General features: G+C 56.7%; 16 protein-coding genes. 11 read left to right on the top strand and 5 right to left on the bottom strand.

Going from position 1 to position 19,438, the window contains the following annotated elements:
• Window positions 1-19: 19 nt before the first annotated feature.
• The 3 genes from BM029_RS02120 to BM029_RS02110 are packed head-to-tail and all read left to right on the top strand — an operon-like array spanning window position 20 to window position 3,118.
• Window positions 20-973: a glucosamine kinase nucleotide-binding domain-containing protein gene (locus BM029_RS02120; protein ID WP_092432196.1), complete on the top strand. Its 954-nt coding sequence runs from the start codon at window positions 20-22 to the stop codon at window positions 971-973.
• Entirely contained in the window at window positions 970-2,115 is a 1,146-nt protein-coding gene (gene nagA, locus BM029_RS02115; RefSeq protein ID WP_244544863.1) for an N-acetylglucosamine-6-phosphate deacetylase, read from the top strand. Before BM029_RS02120 ends, nagA begins: the two co-directional genes overlap by 4 nt.
• Window positions 2,108-3,118 carry an SIS domain-containing protein gene (locus tag BM029_RS02110; protein WP_170850961.1) on the top strand — a complete coding sequence of 337 codons (1,011 nt, stop codon included), beginning with the start codon at window positions 2,108-2,110 and terminating at the stop codon, window positions 3,116-3,118. Before nagA ends, BM029_RS02110 begins: the two co-directional genes overlap by 8 nt.
• A 107-nt stretch (window positions 3,119-3,225) precedes the next feature.
• Here BM029_RS02110 and BM029_RS02105 read toward each other — a convergent pair whose 3' ends face one another.
• From BM029_RS02105 to BM029_RS02090, 4 genes are all read right to left on the bottom strand, one after another.
• Window positions 3,226-4,455 (bottom strand): porin, encoded by a 1,230-nt coding sequence (locus BM029_RS02105; RefSeq protein ID WP_139217190.1) that lies wholly within the window; start codon window positions 4,453-4,455, stop codon window positions 3,226-3,228.
• Between the two features lie 46 nt (window positions 4,456-4,501).
• On the bottom strand, window positions 4,502-7,261 hold the full coding sequence (gene mgtA / locus BM029_RS02100; protein ID WP_092432192.1) for a magnesium-translocating P-type ATPase: 2,760 nt from the start codon (window positions 7,259-7,261) through the stop codon (window positions 4,502-4,504).
• A 471-nt stretch (window positions 7,262-7,732) separates the two neighbouring features.
• Window positions 7,733-7,921 (bottom strand): hypothetical protein, encoded by a 189-nt coding sequence (locus tag BM029_RS02095; RefSeq protein ID WP_092432191.1) that lies wholly within the window; start codon window positions 7,919-7,921, stop codon window positions 7,733-7,735.
• Between the two features lie 335 nt (window positions 7,922-8,256).
• Window positions 8,257-8,706 carry a hypothetical protein gene (locus BM029_RS02090; RefSeq protein WP_139217189.1) on the bottom strand — a complete coding sequence of 150 codons (450 nt, stop codon included), beginning with the start codon at window positions 8,704-8,706 and terminating at the stop codon, window positions 8,257-8,259.
• 439 nt (window positions 8,707-9,145) lie between these two features.
• Between BM029_RS02090 and BM029_RS02085 the strand changes: the two genes are divergently transcribed.
• Entirely contained in the window at window positions 9,146-9,715 is a 570-nt protein-coding gene (locus BM029_RS02085; RefSeq protein WP_092432188.1) for a flavin reductase family protein, read from the top strand.
• 230 nt (window positions 9,716-9,945) lie between these two features.
• Window positions 9,946-10,227: a DUF3303 domain-containing protein gene (locus BM029_RS02080; protein WP_092412426.1), complete on the top strand. Its 282-nt coding sequence runs from the start codon at window positions 9,946-9,948 to the stop codon at window positions 10,225-10,227.
• 240 nt (window positions 10,228-10,467) lie between these two features.
• On the opposite strand, the gene BM029_RS02075 is transcribed toward BM029_RS02080, so the two are convergent.
• Window positions 10,468-11,226 carry an SDR family oxidoreductase gene (locus BM029_RS02075; protein ID WP_092432183.1) on the bottom strand — a complete coding sequence of 253 codons (759 nt, stop codon included), beginning with the start codon at window positions 11,224-11,226 and terminating at the stop codon, window positions 10,468-10,470.
• Window positions 11,227-11,462: 236 nt separating this feature from the next.
• Here BM029_RS02075 and BM029_RS02070 point away from each other — a divergent pair, with 236 nt between their 5' ends.
• The 6 genes from BM029_RS02070 to BM029_RS02045 all read left to right on the top strand — a co-directional run bounded on the left by BM029_RS02070 (window position 11,463) and on the right by BM029_RS02045 (window position 19,433).
• The gene (locus BM029_RS02070) at window positions 11,463-12,278 is read left to right on the top strand and encodes an ABC transporter substrate-binding protein (protein WP_092432181.1); all 816 of its coding nucleotides are present in this window, start codon (window positions 11,463-11,465) and stop codon (window positions 12,276-12,278) included.
• An 80-nt stretch (window positions 12,279-12,358) separates the two neighbouring features.
• Window positions 12,359-13,111 carry an amino acid ABC transporter permease gene (locus BM029_RS02065; protein WP_092432179.1) on the top strand — a complete coding sequence of 251 codons (753 nt, stop codon included), beginning with the start codon at window positions 12,359-12,361 and terminating at the stop codon, window positions 13,109-13,111.
• Between the two features lie 2 nt (window positions 13,112-13,113).
• A complete protein-coding gene (locus tag BM029_RS02060; RefSeq protein ID WP_170850960.1) occupies window positions 13,114-13,797 on the top strand; it encodes an amino acid ABC transporter permease in 684 nt (227 codons plus the stop codon).
• Window positions 13,798-14,025: 228 nt separating this feature from the next.
• Window positions 14,026-14,832: a translesion DNA synthesis-associated protein ImuA gene (gene imuA, locus BM029_RS02055; RefSeq protein ID WP_139217188.1), complete on the top strand. Its 807-nt coding sequence runs from the start codon at window positions 14,026-14,028 to the stop codon at window positions 14,830-14,832.
• Entirely contained in the window at window positions 14,765-16,252 is a 1,488-nt protein-coding gene (locus BM029_RS02050) for a Y-family DNA polymerase (RefSeq protein WP_092432175.1), read from the top strand. Before imuA ends, BM029_RS02050 begins: the two co-directional genes overlap by 68 nt.
• Window positions 16,253-16,268: 16 nt before the next feature.
• Window positions 16,269-19,433, top strand: coding sequence for an error-prone DNA polymerase (locus BM029_RS02045; protein ID WP_092432581.1), 3,165 nt, complete (start codon window positions 16,269-16,271; stop codon window positions 19,431-19,433).
• Window positions 19,434-19,438: the final 5 nt, after the last annotated feature.

Raw genomic sequence — 19,438 nt, 5'->3', positions numbered from 1 at the left:
ATGCAGTTCCAGATACACTATGCGCCTTCAAAAAGGCGTGGGAGTTGAATTGAAAACAGCGTACGAATATCTGATCGGCGTCGACGGCGGCGGCACTAAAACCCATATCCGCGTGGAACGTCCGGATGGCAGCCATGTCGCCGACGGCAGCAGCGGACCATCCGCGCTGATGCATGGCACCGGCAAGGCCTGGGACGCCATCGTCACTGCGCTGGATGGCGCATTTCACAGTGCAGGCATCAACCGCCCGCCGCTTCAGGCGATTGCAGCAGGTTGCGGCTTGTCGGGTGTTAACAATCCGTTGTGGGCCACGCAATTTACTGAGCAGAACCCTGGCTTCGGCGCGCTGGCGATTGGCACCGATGCTTTCACCACCTTGTTGGGCGCGCATTTGGGCCAGGCCGGCGCGGTGGTGGCGATCGGCACCGGTAGCGTCGGCGAAGTCTTGCGGCCGGACGGCAGCCGCAGTGAGGTCGGCGGCTGGGGTTTCATCACCGGTGACGAAGCCAGCGGCGGCTGGATCGGCCTGCGCGCCGCCAATCATGTGGAGCGCGTGCTGGATGGCCGTGCCGTCGGAGGGCCACTGGCCAGCGCCATCGTCCGTTTCTGCGGCGGCGGTGAAACATGCACCGCCGGCGAAAACCGGGAGCGCGTGGTGGCCTGGGCCAACAGCGCCAATCAAAGCCTGTTTGCGCAACTGGCGCCGCTGGTAGTAGCCCACGCAAGACAGGATGAAGCCGCGCTTACCATCTTGCGCAAAGCGGGTAATGAAATCGCCCAGATCGCCCACGCGCTCGATCCTTCGCAGCAATTGCCGATCGCCCTGTGCGGCGGCCTCGCCGTCCCGTTACAAGCTTATCTGCCGGAACCGTTAAAATCCCGCGCGATTTCACCGCGCGCCAACGCCGCAACCGGCGCATTGCTGCTGCTGCGCCAGCAGCTCGAAGCAGAGTCTGTAGGAGAAGCGACATGAGTAGCGACATGAGTAGCAACATGGCTAACAATGCCACACAACTGCATGGCAATGTATTGACCACCGACGGCTGGGTTGACGGCAGCATCGGCTTCAGCGACATGATTACTGAAATCCGCGGCGAAGCGTTGGACCATGCGCCGGCCGACGGCGATTATATTTTGCCCGGCTTTATCGATTTGCACGTCCACGGCGGCGGCGGCAAAGACATCATGGAGGCCGGCGAAGCAGTGCATGTCGTCTCGCGCCTGCACGCACAACATGGCACCACCAGCATGCTGGCCACCACCATGACTGCGCCGGCAGAAGAACTGGAAGCTGCGCTGGGCGCAATCGGCCGCGCTTGCCGTGGCCGCCGCGCAGGTAGCGCGCGGGTGCTGGGCGCGCATCTGGAAGGCCCGTATATCAATCCTGGCAAGCTCGGTGCGCAACCCGATTTTGCGATCGCAGCAACGTTGGAACAAGTGGATTGGCTACGCAGTTTTGCGCCGCTGAAACTGATTACTATCGCACCTGAGATCAATGGCCACATGGCCTTGGTTAAAACCCTGTCCAATCTCGGCATGCGGGTGCAGATCGGCCATACCCTGGGTACTTATGAAGATGGCGTGGCTGCACTGAAAAATGGCGCAGCCGGGTTTACCCACCTGTTCAACGCCATGAGTTCATTTCATCACCGGCAACCCGGCATGGCCGGCGCGGCCCTGGCCCACGCCGAATATGCCGAACTGATTCCGGATCTGCTGCATGTCCACCCGGGCGCCATCAAGGCGGCGCTGCGGGCGATTCCACGCCTGTATTGCGTCACCGATTCCACAGCCGCCTCCGGCATGCCGGACGGCGAATACATGCTGGGACGCCAGGTGGTCCATAAATGCCTGGGCGGTGTCCGTCTTGGCGACGGCACGCTGGCCGGCAGCACGCTGACCATGGATCAAGCCTTGCGCAACCTGGTTTCGCTCGGATTGGAAATAGCCGAGGCTTCGCTGCGCGTATCCACCTATCCCGCCGACTATCTCGGCATGCAGGAACGGGGCCGCCTTAAAGAAGGCTGCTTCGCCGACATCCTGGTGCTGGATCGCCAGCTCAAACTCAAAGCCGTATATGTAGAAGGAGAAAGAATTGACCTCGTTGATGCTTAAAGAAGCCCGCTCGGCGGCAGAATATGTCGCCTTGCAGCTTAGCCAGGATAGAGACCGCTACGCAGAACTGGGACAGCGTCTCAGGGCTGCTCCGCCATCGACCATCCTGACGGTGGCGCGCGGCAGTTCCGACCATGCTGCCAATTATTGCGCCTATCTGATCATGGCGCGCCTGGGCCGGATTGTCGCCTCGCTGCCGCTATCGCTGGTGACCCTGAACAAAGCGCCATTGATGGCCCGCGACGCACTCGTCATCGCTATTTCACAGTCGGGCCAAAGCCCTGACGTGATCGAACCTATCCGTTATTTCCGTGATAGTGGCGCCACCACCGTGGCACTGGTCAACGACGCTGCATCGCCGCTGGCCTCTGCCGCCGAATGGGCCCTGCCCTTGCACGCCGGCGCCGAGTTGAGCGTAGCCGCCACCAAGAGCTTTATCGCCAGCCTGGTGGCTGCTGCCAGACTCACCGCGCACTGGCAAGACGACGCCACATTCCTGGCCGCCATCGACGCTCTGCCGCAAGCACTGACCGCCGCCACCCAACTTGACTGGGCGCCCGCGATCGAAGTGCTGGCGCCTTCCTCGCGCATCATGGTGGTAGGCCGCGGCATCAGCTTGCCGCTGGCATTGGAATCGGCATTGAAATTCAAGGAAACCTCGGCCATCCAGGCCGAAGCCTTCAGCGGCGCTGAAATCAAGCATGGCCCTATGGCCTTGATCGACGAAGGTTATCCGCTGTTGATCTTCGCTACGCGCGGACCGACCCAGGCCGGTTTGCTCAAGCTGGCCGAAGAAATGCGCGGACGCGGCGCCAAGGTATTGCTGGCTGCGCCGGACGATGTTGCCGCACGCGACCTGACGTTGCCAGTCGCCGCTACTCCGGATCTTGATCCTATCGTGGCAATCCAGGCTTTCTACGTCATGGCGGCACAGTTGGCGGTGGCGCGTGGCATGGATCCTGACCAGCCGCGGCATTTGAGTAAGGTCACCAAGACCCAATAAGAGCGCAACGCGTAACTCTTCATGATCCTGACAGTCGCGAAATTGCAGGTCTCCAAATGTCATTCCGACACACATCGGAATGACATGGCAAAAATATTCGCCGTGCTTTAAAACATATGACGCATGCCAACCCGCAGCAACGCCTGCGCGTTATTGCTTGACGGTTCAAACGAATCTCCGATGACGCCAGCCACGCCATTTGATGCCCTGCGATAGTCCGCCGAGACGCAAATATCACTACGTTTGGATAGATGGTAGTCCAGCCCCACCGACACCTGGTTTGCTTTTGTGCCGGCCACATGCATGCGCTGATAGCCCAGCGTACCATCAAGCACAGCACTGATATGATAATGACCGCCGATTTCGATCAGGCGCAGATTTTCTGTATTGCCGTAACCTTTGAACCTGATGTCTGCAAAATTGATCATTGCAGTAAAATCGCCAATCTCATAGGCGCTCCCGATTGCAAAGATCTTCTGGCTATCAATCGCCATATTTTCAATCGGCGTACGTTCGCCGGTGTCAGGATCGATCTCGAACGTAGCCTGTCCCAGGAAAGTTGACAGGCCAAGGCTTTGATAAGGGCCGATAGCCTCCGTGCCGCGCGGCTTGTTGAGCTGCATATAGGACGCACCGATGGCAAATGGACCGTTGGCATAGTGTGCCCCTATATTCCATGCTTTACCGCTGCCGCCGCCGGCAGTATCCTCATCGGGGTGGGCGCTCTTGTCCGCAAATGAATAAAGTGCGCCGAAAGTCAAACCGTCGAAATCGGCGCTGGAAAATTTGATTGAACGTTGTATCGCATTACCTGCGATACGATCGAAATCACCTTGATGTGCGGCATAACCGCTGGCGCCGGCACTAATGTTGAACGGCGTGACATAGTCATTGATCAAATCCAATTGGGTGCCGAGAGTTACCTGACCATAGCGGTTTCCCAGACCAACCATGGCAATCCGGTCGAACAAGGTGCCTTCCGAGGACAATGAACCATCGTCCAGATTGAAGCTGTTCTCCAGCTGGAACACAGCACGTAACCCGCCCCCCAGAGCTTCTACACCTTTCATACCCCAGTGATTGGGATCCATCACCCCGGTATCCAGCTTTCTATTACTTTGACCAGCTTCATTGTTGACAAAGGTAACGCCGGCGTCCAGCACACCATAAAAGACAACACTGGTTTTCGGAGTGCTCTTCTTATCGTCTTCCGGCATGGCGGTTTGCGCCAGGACAGCCGGTGAGAATGCAAATGCGCAACTGCTGCCAATGACACTTAATAAGTTTTTCATATTTACATCCCAATCTTTTGTTATGAAAGGACGTAGGGTGGGCACAAAGACGTGCCCACCCTACGGTTGCCTGTTACAAATTAATGCGAAGTTAGAACCACTGACCGTAACGACGGATATAGATCGTCTTCACTATCTGAGTCAGCACCATGTAACCAACCATGGTGGCGATCAGCCAGAGGAAATACGATTTATCGAGGGGGATAAATCCAATCGACGCAGCCAACGGCGAGAACGGCAGGTAGCAACCGATCGCGATGGCAATCGAAGTCGACAGCAGCACCGGCAATGTCGCTGTACTTTGAATGAAAGGAATCTTGCGAGTGCGCAGCATATGCACGACCAGCGTCTGTGAAACCAGGCCTTCAATAAACCAGCCGGAATGCATGATGCTTTGCCCGCCATCTCCGGTGCCCGCGTAGTACGCCGCGCCGGCGCCAAACACCGTCCACATCAAGACGTAGGTAGTCATATCGAATACCGATGAAGTCGGGCCAAGCCAGAGCATGAAGCGGCGGATATTATTGGCCTCCCACTTACGTGGTTTCTTGAGGAAATCTTCATCCATCTTGTCCCACGGCAGCATCATTTGCGAAATATCGTAGATCAGGTTTTGAATCAGCAGATGCACCGCCAGCATTGGCTCCCACGGCAGCCAGGCAGACGCGACCAGCACCGAAAACACGTTGCCGAAATTGGAGCTGGCAGTCATGTTCAGATATTTGAGAATATTGCCGAATGTTTCACGTCCCTTGACGACGCCCTCTTCCAGCACCATCAAGCTCTTTTCAAGCAAGATGATATCGGCGGTTTCCTTCGCAATATCAGCGCCGCTATCGACAGAAATGCCAACGTCGGCATCGCGCAGTGCTGGCGCATCGTTAATGCCGTCGCCAAGAAAGCCGACGGTATGGCCGTTCGCTTGCAGCGCTTTGACTACGCGCGATTTTTGCAGGGGAGTGAGTTTGGCAAAGACTGTGGTGTATTTGACCGCGTCATTCAAGCGCTCGTCATCCATCGCCTCAATTTCAGGACCGACCAGGGGCACACCGGGATCAAGACCGACATCGCGACAGACTTTGAGCGTCACAATGGCGTTATCGCCAGTCAACACTTTGACTGCAACGCCGTAATCCTGCAATGCGCGAATGGCCGGTGCGGCAGAGTCCTTTGGCGGATCGAAAAAGGTAAGGAAGCCGCGCACAACCAGCTTCTCTTCGTCAGAGGTCTTGTACTGCGCCTTGGCATCCGCAGCATCAATCTGGCGTGTCGCGACAACCAGGACGCGATAGCCTTCTTCGTTGTATTCCCGCGATTTTTCCAGCAATTCGGTACGCGCTTTTTCATCCAGCGGCTGTACGACATTACCTTCTTGCGTGTGCGTGCACACCGCCAGCATTTCTTCGACGGCGCCTTTGGATACCATCAACTGTGCGCCGTTTTGGTCTTCCACTATCACTGACAGACGGCGACGAATGAAATCGAAAGGCATTTCATCGATTTTGCTGTACTGCAGGAGTTTCGCCGCCGGACCACGCTCGTCGGCATGGCTAACGACCGCGATATCCATCAAATTCTTTTGCCCGCTTTGGTGGAAACTGTTCAACCAGGCGAGTTGCAAGATATTTTTGTCTTCTTTGCCACTGATATCCAAATGACGTTCCAGGATAATCTTGTCTTGCGTCAGCGTGCCAGTCTTATCGGTGCACAATACATCCATAGCGCCAAAATTCAGTACCGAGTTCAAGCGTTTAACCACCACTTTGCGACGCGCCATAGCCATGGCGCCTTTGGCCAGGTTGGCTGAGACGATCATCGGCAACATTTCCGGGGTCAAGCCAACCGCCACCGCCAACGCAAATGTCAGTGCCGACATCCAGTCGCCCTTGGTCAGTCCGTTAATCATGAAAACCACAGGTACCATGACCAGCATGAAACGAATCAACAGCCATGAAACGCTGCTCACACCACGATCGAAACTGGTTTCGACACGCTTATGGCTCACCACATTTTTTGCCAGCGAACCGAAATAGGTATTGGCGCCGGTGGCTACCACCACGGCGGTTGCGGTGCCGCTGACGACGTTAGTCCCCATGAAACAGATATCGGACAGATCAAGCAAGTCGGCTTTGCTGTCAGGATCGGCATTGGCGGATTTCTGCGATACGGCGCCGAGCGTGTCGTATTTTTCGACCGGTAGCGCTTCACCAGTCAGGATTGCCTGGCTGATGAACAGATCTCGCGATGCAAACAGCCGGATATCTGCAGGAATCATGTCGCCAGCCTGCAAGCTGACCACATCGCCGACCACCAGTTCTTGCATTGGAACTTCCCGGCGCTCAGGCTTGGCTGCATCGTTCGTCCTGCGCAGGACAGTGGCAGTATTGCGCACCATGGATTTCAACCGTTCCGCCGCTTGATTCGAGCGGTATTCCTGATAAAAACGGAGGAAACTGCTAAGAAGCACCATCGTTACCAGGATAATGATGCCGGTGTAACTGCGGTCGTCAGGCTCTTCCAGATAAACATCTGTAATAAAACTGACGCATGCCAGCACCAGCAACACAATCACGAAGTGATTTTTAAAGGCGAGGAATAGCTGCACCAGCACGTGTGGCGCCTTGTCGTGCGCGACTTCGTTTGGACCGGAACGCCGCAGACGCTCCGCAGCCTCATGTGCAAACAGGCCAAGTGGCGAGCTTTTGGTGCTATTAAAGGTGGATTGAAAAGGTTTTCCGGATTCTTCGGCTACGCGCATCGAAATTTCTTCTTCCGATGCAGAGGATGTCGATACGAATCCTTTCTGCTTCTGCTTGGGCTTACTTGTTTTATGCGGTGGTGTCTGAGTCATTTGATTCTCCTGCGTCGCGTGGCCGGCGCGAGAAAATCCTGTCTTTATTCAGACAATACTGCCCCCCGCCGCGCCACGACCAAGCGTGTTCGGTTGATAAAAATAATTGGACGAAGGTCGCCCGCTGTGGTTATCGTAATGACTATCCAAGCGGGCGTCCTATCGCTGCCTTCGCTGTCGCCTTCCATGAAATCCTTTAGTTACACTTGTTGAAATTAGTTTTTCCGTGCGCTTTTGTGTACATTTGCAAGTACACAGCCTCGATGAAACCCATTTTTTTCACGCCAATCAATGATTCATAAAGATGGGAGCGGTGTACACCTGTTTTGCGCCATCCGCCTCCAATGGCGACAATATATTCAATAGAATAAACAGCCAGGCTATGGCTGCAGCGAGGGCTAGCAATACTGCGTTTCTTGCGCTTAAAAATTGATGGTGAATACCCACCTCCGTACGCGATTTATTTAACTCTCAATGGCCGTTATTACCTGTCAAGGCCCCATAAATGCCATAATTCGGCGCGTGTTGCCTGGGGTCGTGAGAACGTATCTCGCGTGCATTTGTAGCGGCCTGGCGGGCAGTCCAGCCAAAAATCCAGCCCTTGCATTTGGTTGCGGCACGAGACTGTTGATTGTTGGTTGCGAATAATTTGATTGTCATGATTTTCCTCAAATGGTCGTGATTGAATAGCGGCTCTTCGGATGGAGAGCCGATATCAGAAGCAAGCAAGGGCCGCGCATGAGGTGCATGCGCAATGACAAGGCGCCAGACAGGCTTTCAGCCAGCCTGACAGCTGTGTGGAAGAAAACGATATGTGATCGTTATGCCAGCAGATCGCTAGTTCATCAACAGCTAGCTTATCGACGCTGGAAAATAACGGCGATAGGCTAAAGCGATATCAGAAGAAAAACGACAACACTGCACAGCCCTTGCTTGCGTATCAGAGATGCCTTACAACAGGGGCAACTGGGAGGACAGTCCAAGTCAACATTCCTTTATAAACGCGCCGGGATGGCAACCGGTTCATGGTTGCCAGCAGCTGGTGAGAGGGCTGAAGAGCCCGGGCGACGCCGGTCCTCCAGTGCGTTGCCTGGCGATGCCGGCAGTGATTTTTCCGTGATGCTTTCCCAATGGATGTTGCGCACGCTTTTTTCCAAACCCAGGCGATTCACCAATCGCACCAAAGCTGCACGTTCACTGACCGAGCATAGTAATTCGATAGTGATGCGGCTTAAAAACCGTGAAACAGAGCGTTGATAACAATGATATTGCGCCAGGCCATCTTGCAGGCATAACTGCAGCAAGTCCTTGATGGCGGCACTGTCCGCGCTACGAACGAGCGTAACGATGCGGTAGGGAAAACGTGCGTTCGATGCTTGTTGCACGCCCACGCTGTACGCCGCACATGCCTGGGGCGTATTTATTTGTCTGGAAAGATGGGACACACCAATCTCCTTTAACCAATACTTCCGCAATGGCAATGACGTAATCAGTCAGGACGAGCGAGGTCGAAAACCAGGCCAGGCACGAAAAATTCGTTATAGCAGTGCGGAAAACGATTAATAACCGAATTGAATAATTGGACGGGGATTTAAAGTGCGGTATTGCTGGTCGCATCTACAACTCGGCTTGCGCAAAGCTGTAGCGGAGGGAGGTCTGCTAAAACTATGCGAGCTGTGCCGGGCTGATCACCCATCCACTTCTACTATTAGAACTACAGTCCACAGTGGACCTCCATATAATGCAATGTCCGAAGTGTATAGATTTAACAACAAGTGTGTCAAGAACAAACCCGACCTTATTTTGTAAGGAATTTCTGAAAATTGGAACACGGATAAAATAAAAGATTACTGTAAAGCACACCACCATCATCGTCGGAATCTTATGCAAAATATTCAAGCTGTAGAACTGGCCAAAGCCTATCGCCTGCTCAACCACGGCCCTACCACCATCGTCACCAGCGCGCATGGCGGCGTCAGCAACGTGATGGCGGCAGCGTGGGCGATGCCGCTCGATTTCGATCCACCCAAAATATTATTGGTGATCGACAGCAGCACCTTGACCCGCGAACTGGTGGAAGCGTCCGGCGAATTCGCCTTGAATATCCCGACGCGGGCGCTGGCTGAAACCACGTTGGCGGTGGGATCCAGTTCGGGCCGCGACGGCGACAAATTTTCCGCGCTGGATATTGCCACATTCCCGGCGGAGAAAATTGCGGCGCCGCTTATGTCTGGCTGCCTGGCATGGCTCGAATGCAAGGTGATTCCCGAACCGCACAACCAGCAACGCTACGATCTGTTTATCGCCGAGGTGGTCGCCGCCAAGGCCGATGCAGCCGCCTTTTCCGCAGGCCGCTGGCATTTCCCGGCTGACGATCAACGCTCGCTGCACTATCTGTCCGGCGGCACCTTCTTTGCTACCGGCGAAGCATTCAATGTCGAATTGAAGACGTAACGAGGATTCAATTCCCCACAGACAAGGGATCAACTGTGATCGACGCGGATTTCCAACTTTGCTCACACCTTTTTAATGCCTGATTGATATTTGCTTAATCTGACCTAGCATTCAGTTTAGCGTGCGGGTTCGCACGCTATAACGCGCTGCTCAAACGATAATGCAAGAGGAGGAGTCAAGACAAAATCGCTGGCAAGACAGCGCTTCACAGATGGCGAAGGAGGAATCCCATGAAATTCATAACGACGTTCTCTTGGAAAGCCGACCCGAAGATCCGCGAGGAAGGTATTGCCCGCTTCAAAAAGACTGGCGGACTACCGCCAAAAGGGGTCACGCTGCTGGGACGCTGGACACGCGTCGACTTAAACGGCGGCTTTGATCTGATTGAGAGTGACGATCCAAAAGCCATGGCGGAGTTTTCATTGATGTGGAGCGACCTGATGGAATTAACGACGGTCCCTATTCTTGAAGATGAGGCGTTGGCTGCGGTATTGCAGCGCATCGACAACTAAAAAGCAGTATTCAAATTGGCGCAAGCGCCCGTTAGCGGGACGATTGATCAAACCGTGAAGCATGAGCCCCGACCACGGGCGCGCCCTGCCGCAGCATGAATATACCGGGCCGCCGGCATTTTCCCTATGTGCAACTGCATTCGCGTCCTAAGCAACTGACGCCATCGCCTTTGTTACCACGAAGTATTTAACGTTGGCCCGGAAGCTGAACGACGGTTCAGTCCCATGGCGGCAGTGGCATCATCCGCGCCCGATAAACGGCATATTGGTCGCCATCACCGTCATGAACTGAACGTTCGCATCCAGCGGCAAACTGGCCATATACAGCACCGCATTGGCGACATTTTCAACTGACATCGTCGGTTCCACGGCGATTTGGCCGTTGGCTTGCAAGATGCCCTGCTCCATCCGTTCAGTCATGTCGGTGGCGGCATTGCCGATATCGATCTGGCCGCAGGCGATATTGTATTTACGGCCGTCCAGCGAGGTCGCCTTGGTAAGACCCGTAATGGCATGTTTGGTCGCGGTATAAGCCACCGAGTTAGGCCTCGGCACATGAGCCGCGATCGAACCATTATTGATGATGCGGCCACCGCCCGGCGTTTGCGCTTTCATGATGCGGAACGCTTCCTGCGTGCACAGGAACGCGCCGCTCAGATTGACATCGACAGACGCCTTCCATTGCGCGAAATCGACATCTTCCAGCGATGCCGACTTGGTAAAGATGCCGGCATTATTGAACAGTAGATCAAGCCGGCCGAACTGCTCCCGGATTTTTTCAAATAGCGCCTTGACCGATGCCGGATCGCTGACATCAGCAGATACCGGCAAGGCATGTGCGCCCAACGCCCCTGCTACCGCCATCGTTTCCTCTAGCGCGGCGACGCGTCGGCCCGCCAGCACTACGCTGTAATCGTTACGCAGCAAGGCCAGGGCGATGTGCTTGCCAATGCCGGAACCTGCGCCCGTGACCAGTGCGATTTTTTTCGTTGTTGCCATATCGTGTGCTCCTTGACCTGTTTTTGTACACTGATTTTCTAAACTCATTTCCCTCATTTTAACGGTGTTTCCGTGTCAGGCCGGTATCGCCTGAACGCGGCGTGCAAACTTGTAATATTCAAATGCAACTTTGATCGTTCACACCAATATGTTGTTTTGTTAATCTGCCCTGCATGATGATCGCATTTCACGCACCGCCAAATAAATCGAAACACCAACCAGGGACCACTACAACAATGAAATCATTTGCCATCTTATTTACCGGGCTGACGCTGCTGTCGGGGCTGGCCCATGCAGACAAACTCGACGACATCAAGAAGGCCGGCGTATTGCGGGTCGCCACTTTCGACGGCAATCCACCGTTTGGTTTTGTCGATCAGAAGACTAACAAAATCATCGGTCTGGATGTCGACTACGCCAACGAAGTCGCCAAAAAACTCGGCGTCAAAGTGGAGCTGGTACCGACCAACCCTGCCAACCGGATTCCCTTGCTGACATCCGGCAAGGTCGATGTGGTGTTTGCCAATTTCACCATCAACGCCGAGCGCGCCCAGGTGATCGATTTCAGCATTCCTTATTTCGCTTCCGGCCAGCAGTTCCTGGCGAAGAAAGGCGTGCTGAAAAACGCCACCCAAATTACTGAGCTGCGCATAGGTACCGACAAAGGCACCACCATGGAAACCACTTTGCGCGAGAAATACCCGGCAGCCAAGGTTGTTCTATACGATGACACCCCGTTCGCCCTGGCCGCCCTGCGCAACGGCAACGTCCAGGCGATCACCCAGGACGGCTCCAAGCTGATCGCGCTGCTGGCGAATATCCCGGATAAGGAAAAATATGAAATCCCGGCATTTGCCATTTCCGAAGAATACGAAGGCATCGGCGTGCCCAAGGGTGAAACCCGCCTGGTCAATGTACTGAATGACACCCTGCATGAATTTGAAAAGAATGGCACCGCGCTCAAAATCTACGACAAGTGGTTCGGCCCCAACAGCAAATCGCCGTTGCCACGCCTGTTCAAGATCGGCGATACCAAGCTGAGCCAAAACTAGTCGCCTACCGTGTATCTGTCTTGCACCGGCAACCCCTCGGGATTGCCGGTGGTTTTTTGTTTATCTGTAGCAAAGTAAAAATGACTGAGTTTCAATCGACCCTGGGCCAAATGCTCGCCCCCAAATACCTGGGCTGGCTGGTCGACGGCCTGTGGCTGACGCTGCTGCTGTCTGCCATAGTCAGCGTACTTTCCACCTTTCTGGGTATAGTCATTGCCGCCGCACGCTCCAGCCAGCGGCGCTTCCTATCACTGCCGGCCCGCAGCTTTCTCTCCATATTTCGCAATACTCCGCTGCTGGTGCAACTGTTTTTCTGGTATTTCGGCGTCTCCAGCCTGTTGCCGGAATCCTCGGTGGAATGGCTGAATACGGTGCATAGCCTGGCGCTGGGACCTTATCTGAAATTGACTTGGCCATCGTTCGAGCTGCTCTGCGCGACCTTCGGCCTGAGCCTGTATTCCGCGGCCTATGTCAGCGAAGAAATCCGCGCCGGCATGCGTGGCGTTGCAGATGCGCAGAGACTGGCAGCTGCAGCTCTCGGCCTGAGTCGCTGGCAAGGATTGCGGTACGTAATCCTTCCGCAAGCGATACGCATCGCGCTCCCGCCCTTGCTTGGCCAGTATATGAATATCGTCAAGAACACTTCATTGACCATGGCCATCGGCCTGGCTGAACTGTCTTACACCTCGCGCCAGGTAGAAGCGCAAACCTTCAAGACATTCCAGGCTTTCGGCGTGGCGACCTTGCTCTACATCGCCACCATCGCGCTGATTGAAACAATGGGGCAATTGATCCGGCGCAGGCAAAGACTTGCCGGCGGCGTGCAGCGATGAGCATGCAACTCAGTGTATTGACGGACAACCTGCCGTACCTGCTATGGGGCGCCTATCCCGACGGTCCGCTCGGCGGAGCCGCCCTGACCGTATTGCTCAGCATCGGCTCGGCGCTGGCTTCGGCGTTGCTGGGCCTGATGTTGGGCATTGTCCTGTCGCTGGCGCGCGGCTGGCCGCATCTGCTGCTGACCATGGTGCTCGGCTTCTTCCGGGCGATTCCGGTGCTGATGCTGATTTTCTGGACTTACTTCCTGCTGCCGATTGTTTTCCATATCAACGTGCCCGGCGTACTTTCCGTGATGTGCGCCCTGGCGCTGATCGGCGGCGCCTACCTGGCGCACTCGGTGCACGCCGGCATCAGCGGCATCAAGACCGGCCAATGGGATGCGGGCCTGTCGTTAGGCATGACGCGCATGGCGGTGCTGCGCCATATCGTACTGCCGCAAGCGTTGCAAATGATGCTGCCCTCGTTCGTCAATCAATGGGTAACCCTGATCAAGGATAGTTCATTGGCCTACGTCGTCGGCGTTGGAGAACTGTCGTTCGTGGCGGCGCAGGTGAATAGCCGGGTGATGATTTATCCGGCTGAGATATTCCTGTTCATCGGCCTGATTTATTTTGTACTGTGTTCAGGGCTGGGCTGGTTTGCGAATCGGACTGCGACGTATTTTCAGGCCACTACATAGCCAGCAAGTCGGCCGCGCGCTGCTGTCACTACGTAGCCGTGTTGGGTGGGCACGCTTTGTGCCCACCCAACAGCAATACCACGCAAGCCCGTGCTTGATGCAATCGCGCCGCCGTCACGACATAGATAGATGAATGAACGGATTGACTAAGCTCAAATCGGATTTATACTGTATATATGTACAGTATAATGTTTCTCCGCTTATGCTTTCACCTAATATCATTTCGTCATGCCCATGCCCGCCAGCGACCCATCCAGCATTTCCGCCGCCGCCCAATCGGTCGTTGCGACTTTGCCGCATGCCTTGTGGCGCGCAGACCAGATGGGGTCATATCAGGGTGTGGTCACCGCTTCCGGCTACCCATCCCTGGACCGAGAGTTGCCGAATGGCGGCTGGCCGCATTCGGCATTGATAGAGTTGCTGTTGCAACAAGCCGGGAGCGGCGAAATACGTCTGTTGCAGCCGGCGCTGGCGCGCATTGCCCGGCAGCGCCGGATCGTCTTGCTGCAACCGCCCCATTTGCCGCAGATCGGCGCCTGGAACGCCTCCGGCCTGGCCTGCGAGCAACTGTTATGGATAAAAGCCGCACGCAGCGCCGATGCATTGTGGTCGGCGGAACAAGTGTTGCGTAACGGCAGCTGCGGCGCGTTGCTGCTGTGGCAGTCGCACATCCGGGGCGAGGCTTTGCGCCGCCTGCATCTGGCGGCCCAGGCCAGCGATAGCATGTTGTGGGTGTTGCGTCCGCTCAGCGCCGCCCACGAATCCTCGCCCTCGCCTTTACGCCTGACCTTGCGGCCGGCGCGCGGCGGCGTCGAAATCCAGCTCCTCAAACGCAAAGGACCGCAGCACGAACACGCGTTTTACCTGCCCTTGCCGGCAGTCATTCCCGAGACTGAGCCGGCGGCCGCTGCCCCACTCACTCCGGCCACTCCACTCACTCCGCTAAACCCTTCTACCGCACGCAATCATGGCTCTCTGGATAGGCATACACCTGCCGCTGCTGGCGCTGGAAACATTGCGCCCGCGCTGGTCTGAGCCCTGCATGCTCGCGGTTCTGGAGCATGACCAGGTGCTGACCATGACAGCCAGCGCGGCTGCCGGCGGCGTCCGGCCGGGCATGCGCCGCGGCGGTGTGCTGGCGCTGACGCCGCAGGCGTTGCTATGCGAGCGTGACCTGGCGCGCGAACAAGGTGCGCGCGACGATATCGCGCTGACCTTGCTGCAATACACGCCGGAAGTAGCGCATGCTGAAGAAGATTCGCTGCTGCTCGATATCAGCGCCAGCCTGAGTGCTTTCGGCGGCCGGCTGGCGCTATGCCGCCGCATCCGCGAGAGTATCCAGGCACTTGGATTCACGCCGCAGGTCAGCATGGCGCCAACCGCGCAAGGAGCATGGCTGCTGGCTCGCCATCGTCGCCATGCGCCGGACTTGGCCCGGCAACGCCGCAGCCTGCGTTTAGCCAGCATGCAGCGTCGGCTGGACCGCTTGCCATTCACGCTCTTGCCGGCGGCACGGCCTTACCAGGAATGGCTGGCGGGTATCGGTTGCCAGACCCTGGCCGACTTGCGCAAATTGCCGCGCGCGGGCTTGCAGCGGCGCAGCGACAAACACATCCTGGAAACCCTGGATCGCGCCTACGGCACAGCCCCGGAGATGTTTGAATGGGTGCAGGCGCCGCAAACATTCTGCGCCTGGCTGGAACTGCCGGACCGCATTGAACATGCCGAAGCAGTGCTGTTTGCCGCACGCCGTCTGATCCTGCAAATGATCGGCTGGCTGGTGGCGCAGCAACTGGCAGTGTCGCGCTTTTTACTATCGCTGGAACATGAGCGCGGCCGCCAGGCAATCGCCCCCACGCCATTGGAAATCTCACTGGCCGAACCGGCATGGCATGAAGAACATCTGCTGCGTTTGTTAAAGGAACGGTTAGGTCGGCTACAACTCGATGCCCCCGTGATTGCCTTGCGCTTGCAGGCATCGCAGGTGGCAGCGATGCTGCCGCCGACTGCTTCGCTGTTTCCAGAACCGGGCGGCACACCCGGCGCTTATGCCCGCTTGCTGGAGCTGTTAAGCGCACGGCTCGGCAGCGAAAATGTGTTGAAACCTGCCGCACTAGCCGATCACCGGCCGGAAATCGCCAACGCCTGGCAAGCCGCCACTGACAATGACCGTCGCCAGCCGCCAGAGGAAACGTTGCGGCGGATCCAGCCGCAACGGCCATTCTGGCTCTTGCAACAACCGCTCGCCCTGATGTTCCGTAAACATCGGCCGTTTTATGGTTCGCCCTTGCGCTTGCTGTCTGGGCCCGAGCGTATCGAATGCGGCTGGTGGGATGGCCCGGCAACCGTGCGCGATTATTTCGTCGCAGAAAGCGAAGAGGCCGCTTGTTATTGGATATATCGAGAGCGCAGCGGCGATGAAATCCGCTGGTTCCTGCATGGCTTGTTTGCCTGATTCGCGGGTATTCCCTATGGATGAAAACTTCCCCTCCGCGCCGCCGCCCATGCTGCCAGAATATGCAGAGCTGCAATGCGTCTCGAATTTCAGTTTCCTGCGCGGCGCCTCGCATCCGGAGGAATTGGTGGAGCGTGCCGCCCAGCTCGGTTACAGAGCATTGGCGATTACAGATGAATGCTCGCTGGCCGGTGTGGTTCGAGCACATATGGAGGCAAAGAAACACCATATATCGTTGCTGATCGGTAGCCAGTTCCAGCTGCATGAGGTCGATGGCAGCCCGGCTTTTTCCCTCATCGCACTGGCGAAAAATCGCGAAGGCTACGGCAATCTGTCAGAACTCATTACATTGGCGCGCAGCCGCGCCGACAAGGGTCATTATCTGCTCACGCCGCAAGACCTGGACAAGCCAGATAACGCCAATGCCCATCTGCGGCAGTTACCTGATTGCCAGCTGATCCTGTTGCCCGTGCATGGCATCGATAGCGCAACGCTGATACGCCAGGCGACATGGCTAGGCGATACTTTTCCTGGCCGCGGCTGGATAGGCCTGACCATGCTGCATCAGGTCGGCGATGAACGGCAACGTGCCGTAATTGAACAAGTCGCGCAGCAACTCGGCTTGCCGGTTGTTGCCACCGGCGACGTCTGCATGCATCGCCGCTCGCGCAAGCCACTGCAAGATACGCTGACTGCAATCCGGCTCGGCAAGTCTGTCGCCGCATGCGGTTATGCACTGGCGCCGAATGCCGAACAGCATCTGCGCGCCAGGCTGCGGTTGGCCAATCTATATCCGGCCGCCGCCCTGGCCGAAACCATAGAGATAGCCGACTCCTGTACCTTCTCGCTGGATGAGCTGCGCTATGAATATCCGGATGAGATTGTGCCGCCGGGATATACCCCGGCCAGCTATCTGCGCCAGCAAACTTATATCGGCGCGCGTGACCGTTTCTCCGATGAGATTCCGGCGGCGGTGCAGAAACAGCTGGAAGACGAACTGGATCTGATTCATGAACTCGAATACGAAGCTTATTTCCTGACGGTCTACGACATTGTCCAGTTTGCCCGCCAACAAGGCATCTTGTGCCAGGGCCGCGGCTCGGCGGCCAACTCGGCGGTGTGTTACTGCCTCGGCATTACCGAGGTCGATCCGGCGCAAAGCACCTTGTTGTTCGGCCGCTTCATCAGCCGGGAACGCAATGAACCGCCTGACATCGATGTCGATTTCGAGCATCAGCGGCGCGAAGAAGTAATCCAGTACATCTACAACAAATACGGCCGGCGGCGCGCCGCCCTCACCGCCGTAGTCATCAGTTATCGGCCGCGTAGTGTTTTGCGCGATGTCGGCAAAGCGCTGGGCGTCGATCCGGACCTGGTCGACCAGGTCGCCAAATCGCAACGCTGGTGGGATGACAAGCAGCAGTTGCAGCAAAATTTCAGCGAACTTGGCATGGCCGCAAACACGCCGATTGCAGAACAATGGGCCGATCTGTCCCATACGCTGATGGGTTTTCCGCGCCATCTGTCGCAGCATCCGGGCGGCTTTGTGATTGCGCGCGGCAAATTGTCGCGGCTGGTGCCTATTGAAAACGCCGCAATGAAGGATCGCAGCGTAGTGCAATGGGATAAAGACGACCTGGATTCGCTGCGCATACTCAAAGTCGATGTACTGGCGCTGGGCATGTTGTCGATGTTGCGGCGGGCACTGTCGATGGTGGCGCTGCAACGCGGTGAACCTTTCGAAATGAGAGACATCCCGCGCGAAGATCCGGCGACTTACGACATGATTTGCCAGGCCGACACCATAGGCGTGTTCCAGATTGAAAGCCGGGCTCAGATGAGCATGTTGCCGCGCCTGCGGCCGCGTAAATTCTACGATCTGGTGATCCAGGTCGCGATCGTCCGGCCGGGGCCGATTCAAGGCGGCATGGTTCATCCTTTTCTGCAAAACAGGAAAAAAAAGGAAGAGGACATCGTTTACCCGAAACCCGAATTAAAGGGAGCATTGGGTAGAACCCGAGGTGTACCAATTTTTCAGGAACAAGTAATGCAGATCGCCGTGATCGCGGCAGGCTTTACCGAAGGTGAAGCCGACAGCCTGCGACGTTCGATGGCGGCATGGAAGCGCAAAGGCGGCCTCGACAAATTCGAACGCAAGCTGATCGATGGCATGGTCAACAACGGTTATAAAGAAGATTTCGCAAAAGCCATCTACAGCCAGATCCAGGGCTTCGGCGAATACGGCTTCCCGGAAAGCCACGCGGCCAGTTTCGCTTTGCTGGCCTATGCCAGTTCCTGGCTTAAATGCCACGAACCCGAAGCTTTCCTGGCGGCGCTGCTTAACAGCCAGCCAATGGGATTTTATTCGCCCTCGCAACTGGTGCAAGACGCGCGCCGACATGGCGTCGAGGTGCTGCCGGTCGACATCAACCTGAGCAACTGGGAAGCCAGCCTGGAGCCGACCTCAGCCAACCGGCCGGCAGTGCGGCTGGGACTCAACCTGGTGCGCGGCCTGAACTTCGATAATGCGCAAGAAATTGAAGCGGCACGCGCAGTACGTGCTTTCACCGATCTCAACGACATGGCCTTGCGCAGCGGCTTGAAGCGCGATCAATTGCAGGCGCTGGCGGCCGCCAATTCGCTCGCCCCGCTGGTCGGCAATCGGCGCCAGGCACTGTGGCAGGCGCTGGTCAGCACACCGGAAAAAGGCTTGCTCAAGCAGGCCCGGGTGGCAGAAGAAGAACTGCTGCTGGCCGCGCCCTCGGAAGGAGAAAACCTGTTGAACGACTATAGTTCATTGGGCTTGACCCTGGGCCGTCATCCGCTGGCGCTGCTGCGCCCGCGATTAAACGCGCAGCGCTTCATGGCGGCTGAGGTGCTGAACACATACAGCAACGGCCGGCTGGCCAGGGCTTGCGGCATCGTCACGGTGCGTCAGCGTCCCGGCACTGCCAAAGGCGTGGTGTTTGTCACACTGGAAGACGAAACCGGCACCGTCAATGTCATCGTCTGGCCGGACCTGGCCGATCGCCAGCGCAAGGAATTGCGCGGAGCGAGGCTGATGGGCGTGAACGGTATCTGGCAAACCCAGGATGGCGTCAGGCACCTGATCGCCAAGCTGCTGATCGATATGTCGCCCATGCTGGGCAAACTAGGGACCAGCAGCCGCGATTTTCACTGATAACG

Source organism: Collimonas sp. OK607, assembly GCF_900111995.1.
Taxonomy (GTDB): Bacteria; Pseudomonadota; Gammaproteobacteria; order Burkholderiales; family Burkholderiaceae_D; genus Collimonas.
The sequence above is the reverse complement of the archived record's forward strand: the minus strand, read 5'-3'. Positions and strand labels throughout refer to the sequence as shown.

Coding starts and splice junctions, on each gene's coding strand:
- BM029_RS02120 (WP_092432196.1), top strand. CDS start 20: ATGCGCCTTCAAAAAGGCGTGGGAGTTGAATTGAAAACAGCGTACGAA.
- nagA (WP_244544863.1), top strand. CDS start 970: ATGAGTAGCGACATGAGTAGCAACATGGCTAACAATGCCACACAACTG.
- BM029_RS02110 (WP_170850961.1), top strand. CDS start 2,108: ATGCTTAAAGAAGCCCGCTCGGCGGCAGAATATGTCGCCTTGCAGCTT.
- mgtA (WP_092432192.1), bottom strand. CDS start 7,261: ATGACTCAGACACCACCGCATAAAACAAGTAAGCCCAAGCAGAAGCAG.
- BM029_RS02095 (WP_092432191.1), bottom strand. CDS start 7,921: ATGACAATCAAATTATTCGCAACCAACAATCAACAGTCTCGTGCCGCA.
- BM029_RS02085 (WP_092432188.1), top strand. CDS start 9,146: ATGCAAAATATTCAAGCTGTAGAACTGGCCAAAGCCTATCGCCTGCTC.
- BM029_RS02080 (WP_092412426.1), top strand. CDS start 9,946: ATGAAATTCATAACGACGTTCTCTTGGAAAGCCGACCCGAAGATCCGC.
- BM029_RS02075 (WP_092432183.1), bottom strand. CDS start 11,226: ATGGCAACAACGAAAAAAATCGCACTGGTCACGGGCGCAGGTTCCGGC.
- BM029_RS02070 (WP_092432181.1), top strand. CDS start 11,463: ATGAAATCATTTGCCATCTTATTTACCGGGCTGACGCTGCTGTCGGGG.
- BM029_RS02065 (WP_092432179.1), top strand. CDS start 12,359: ATGACTGAGTTTCAATCGACCCTGGGCCAAATGCTCGCCCCCAAATAC.
- BM029_RS02060 (WP_170850960.1), top strand. CDS start 13,114: ATGCAACTCAGTGTATTGACGGACAACCTGCCGTACCTGCTATGGGGC.
- imuA (WP_139217188.1), top strand. CDS start 14,026: ATGCCCATGCCCGCCAGCGACCCATCCAGCATTTCCGCCGCCGCCCAA.
- BM029_RS02050 (WP_092432175.1), top strand. CDS start 14,765: ATGGCTCTCTGGATAGGCATACACCTGCCGCTGCTGGCGCTGGAAACA.
- BM029_RS02045 (WP_092432581.1), top strand. CDS start 16,269: ATGGATGAAAACTTCCCCTCCGCGCCGCCGCCCATGCTGCCAGAATAT.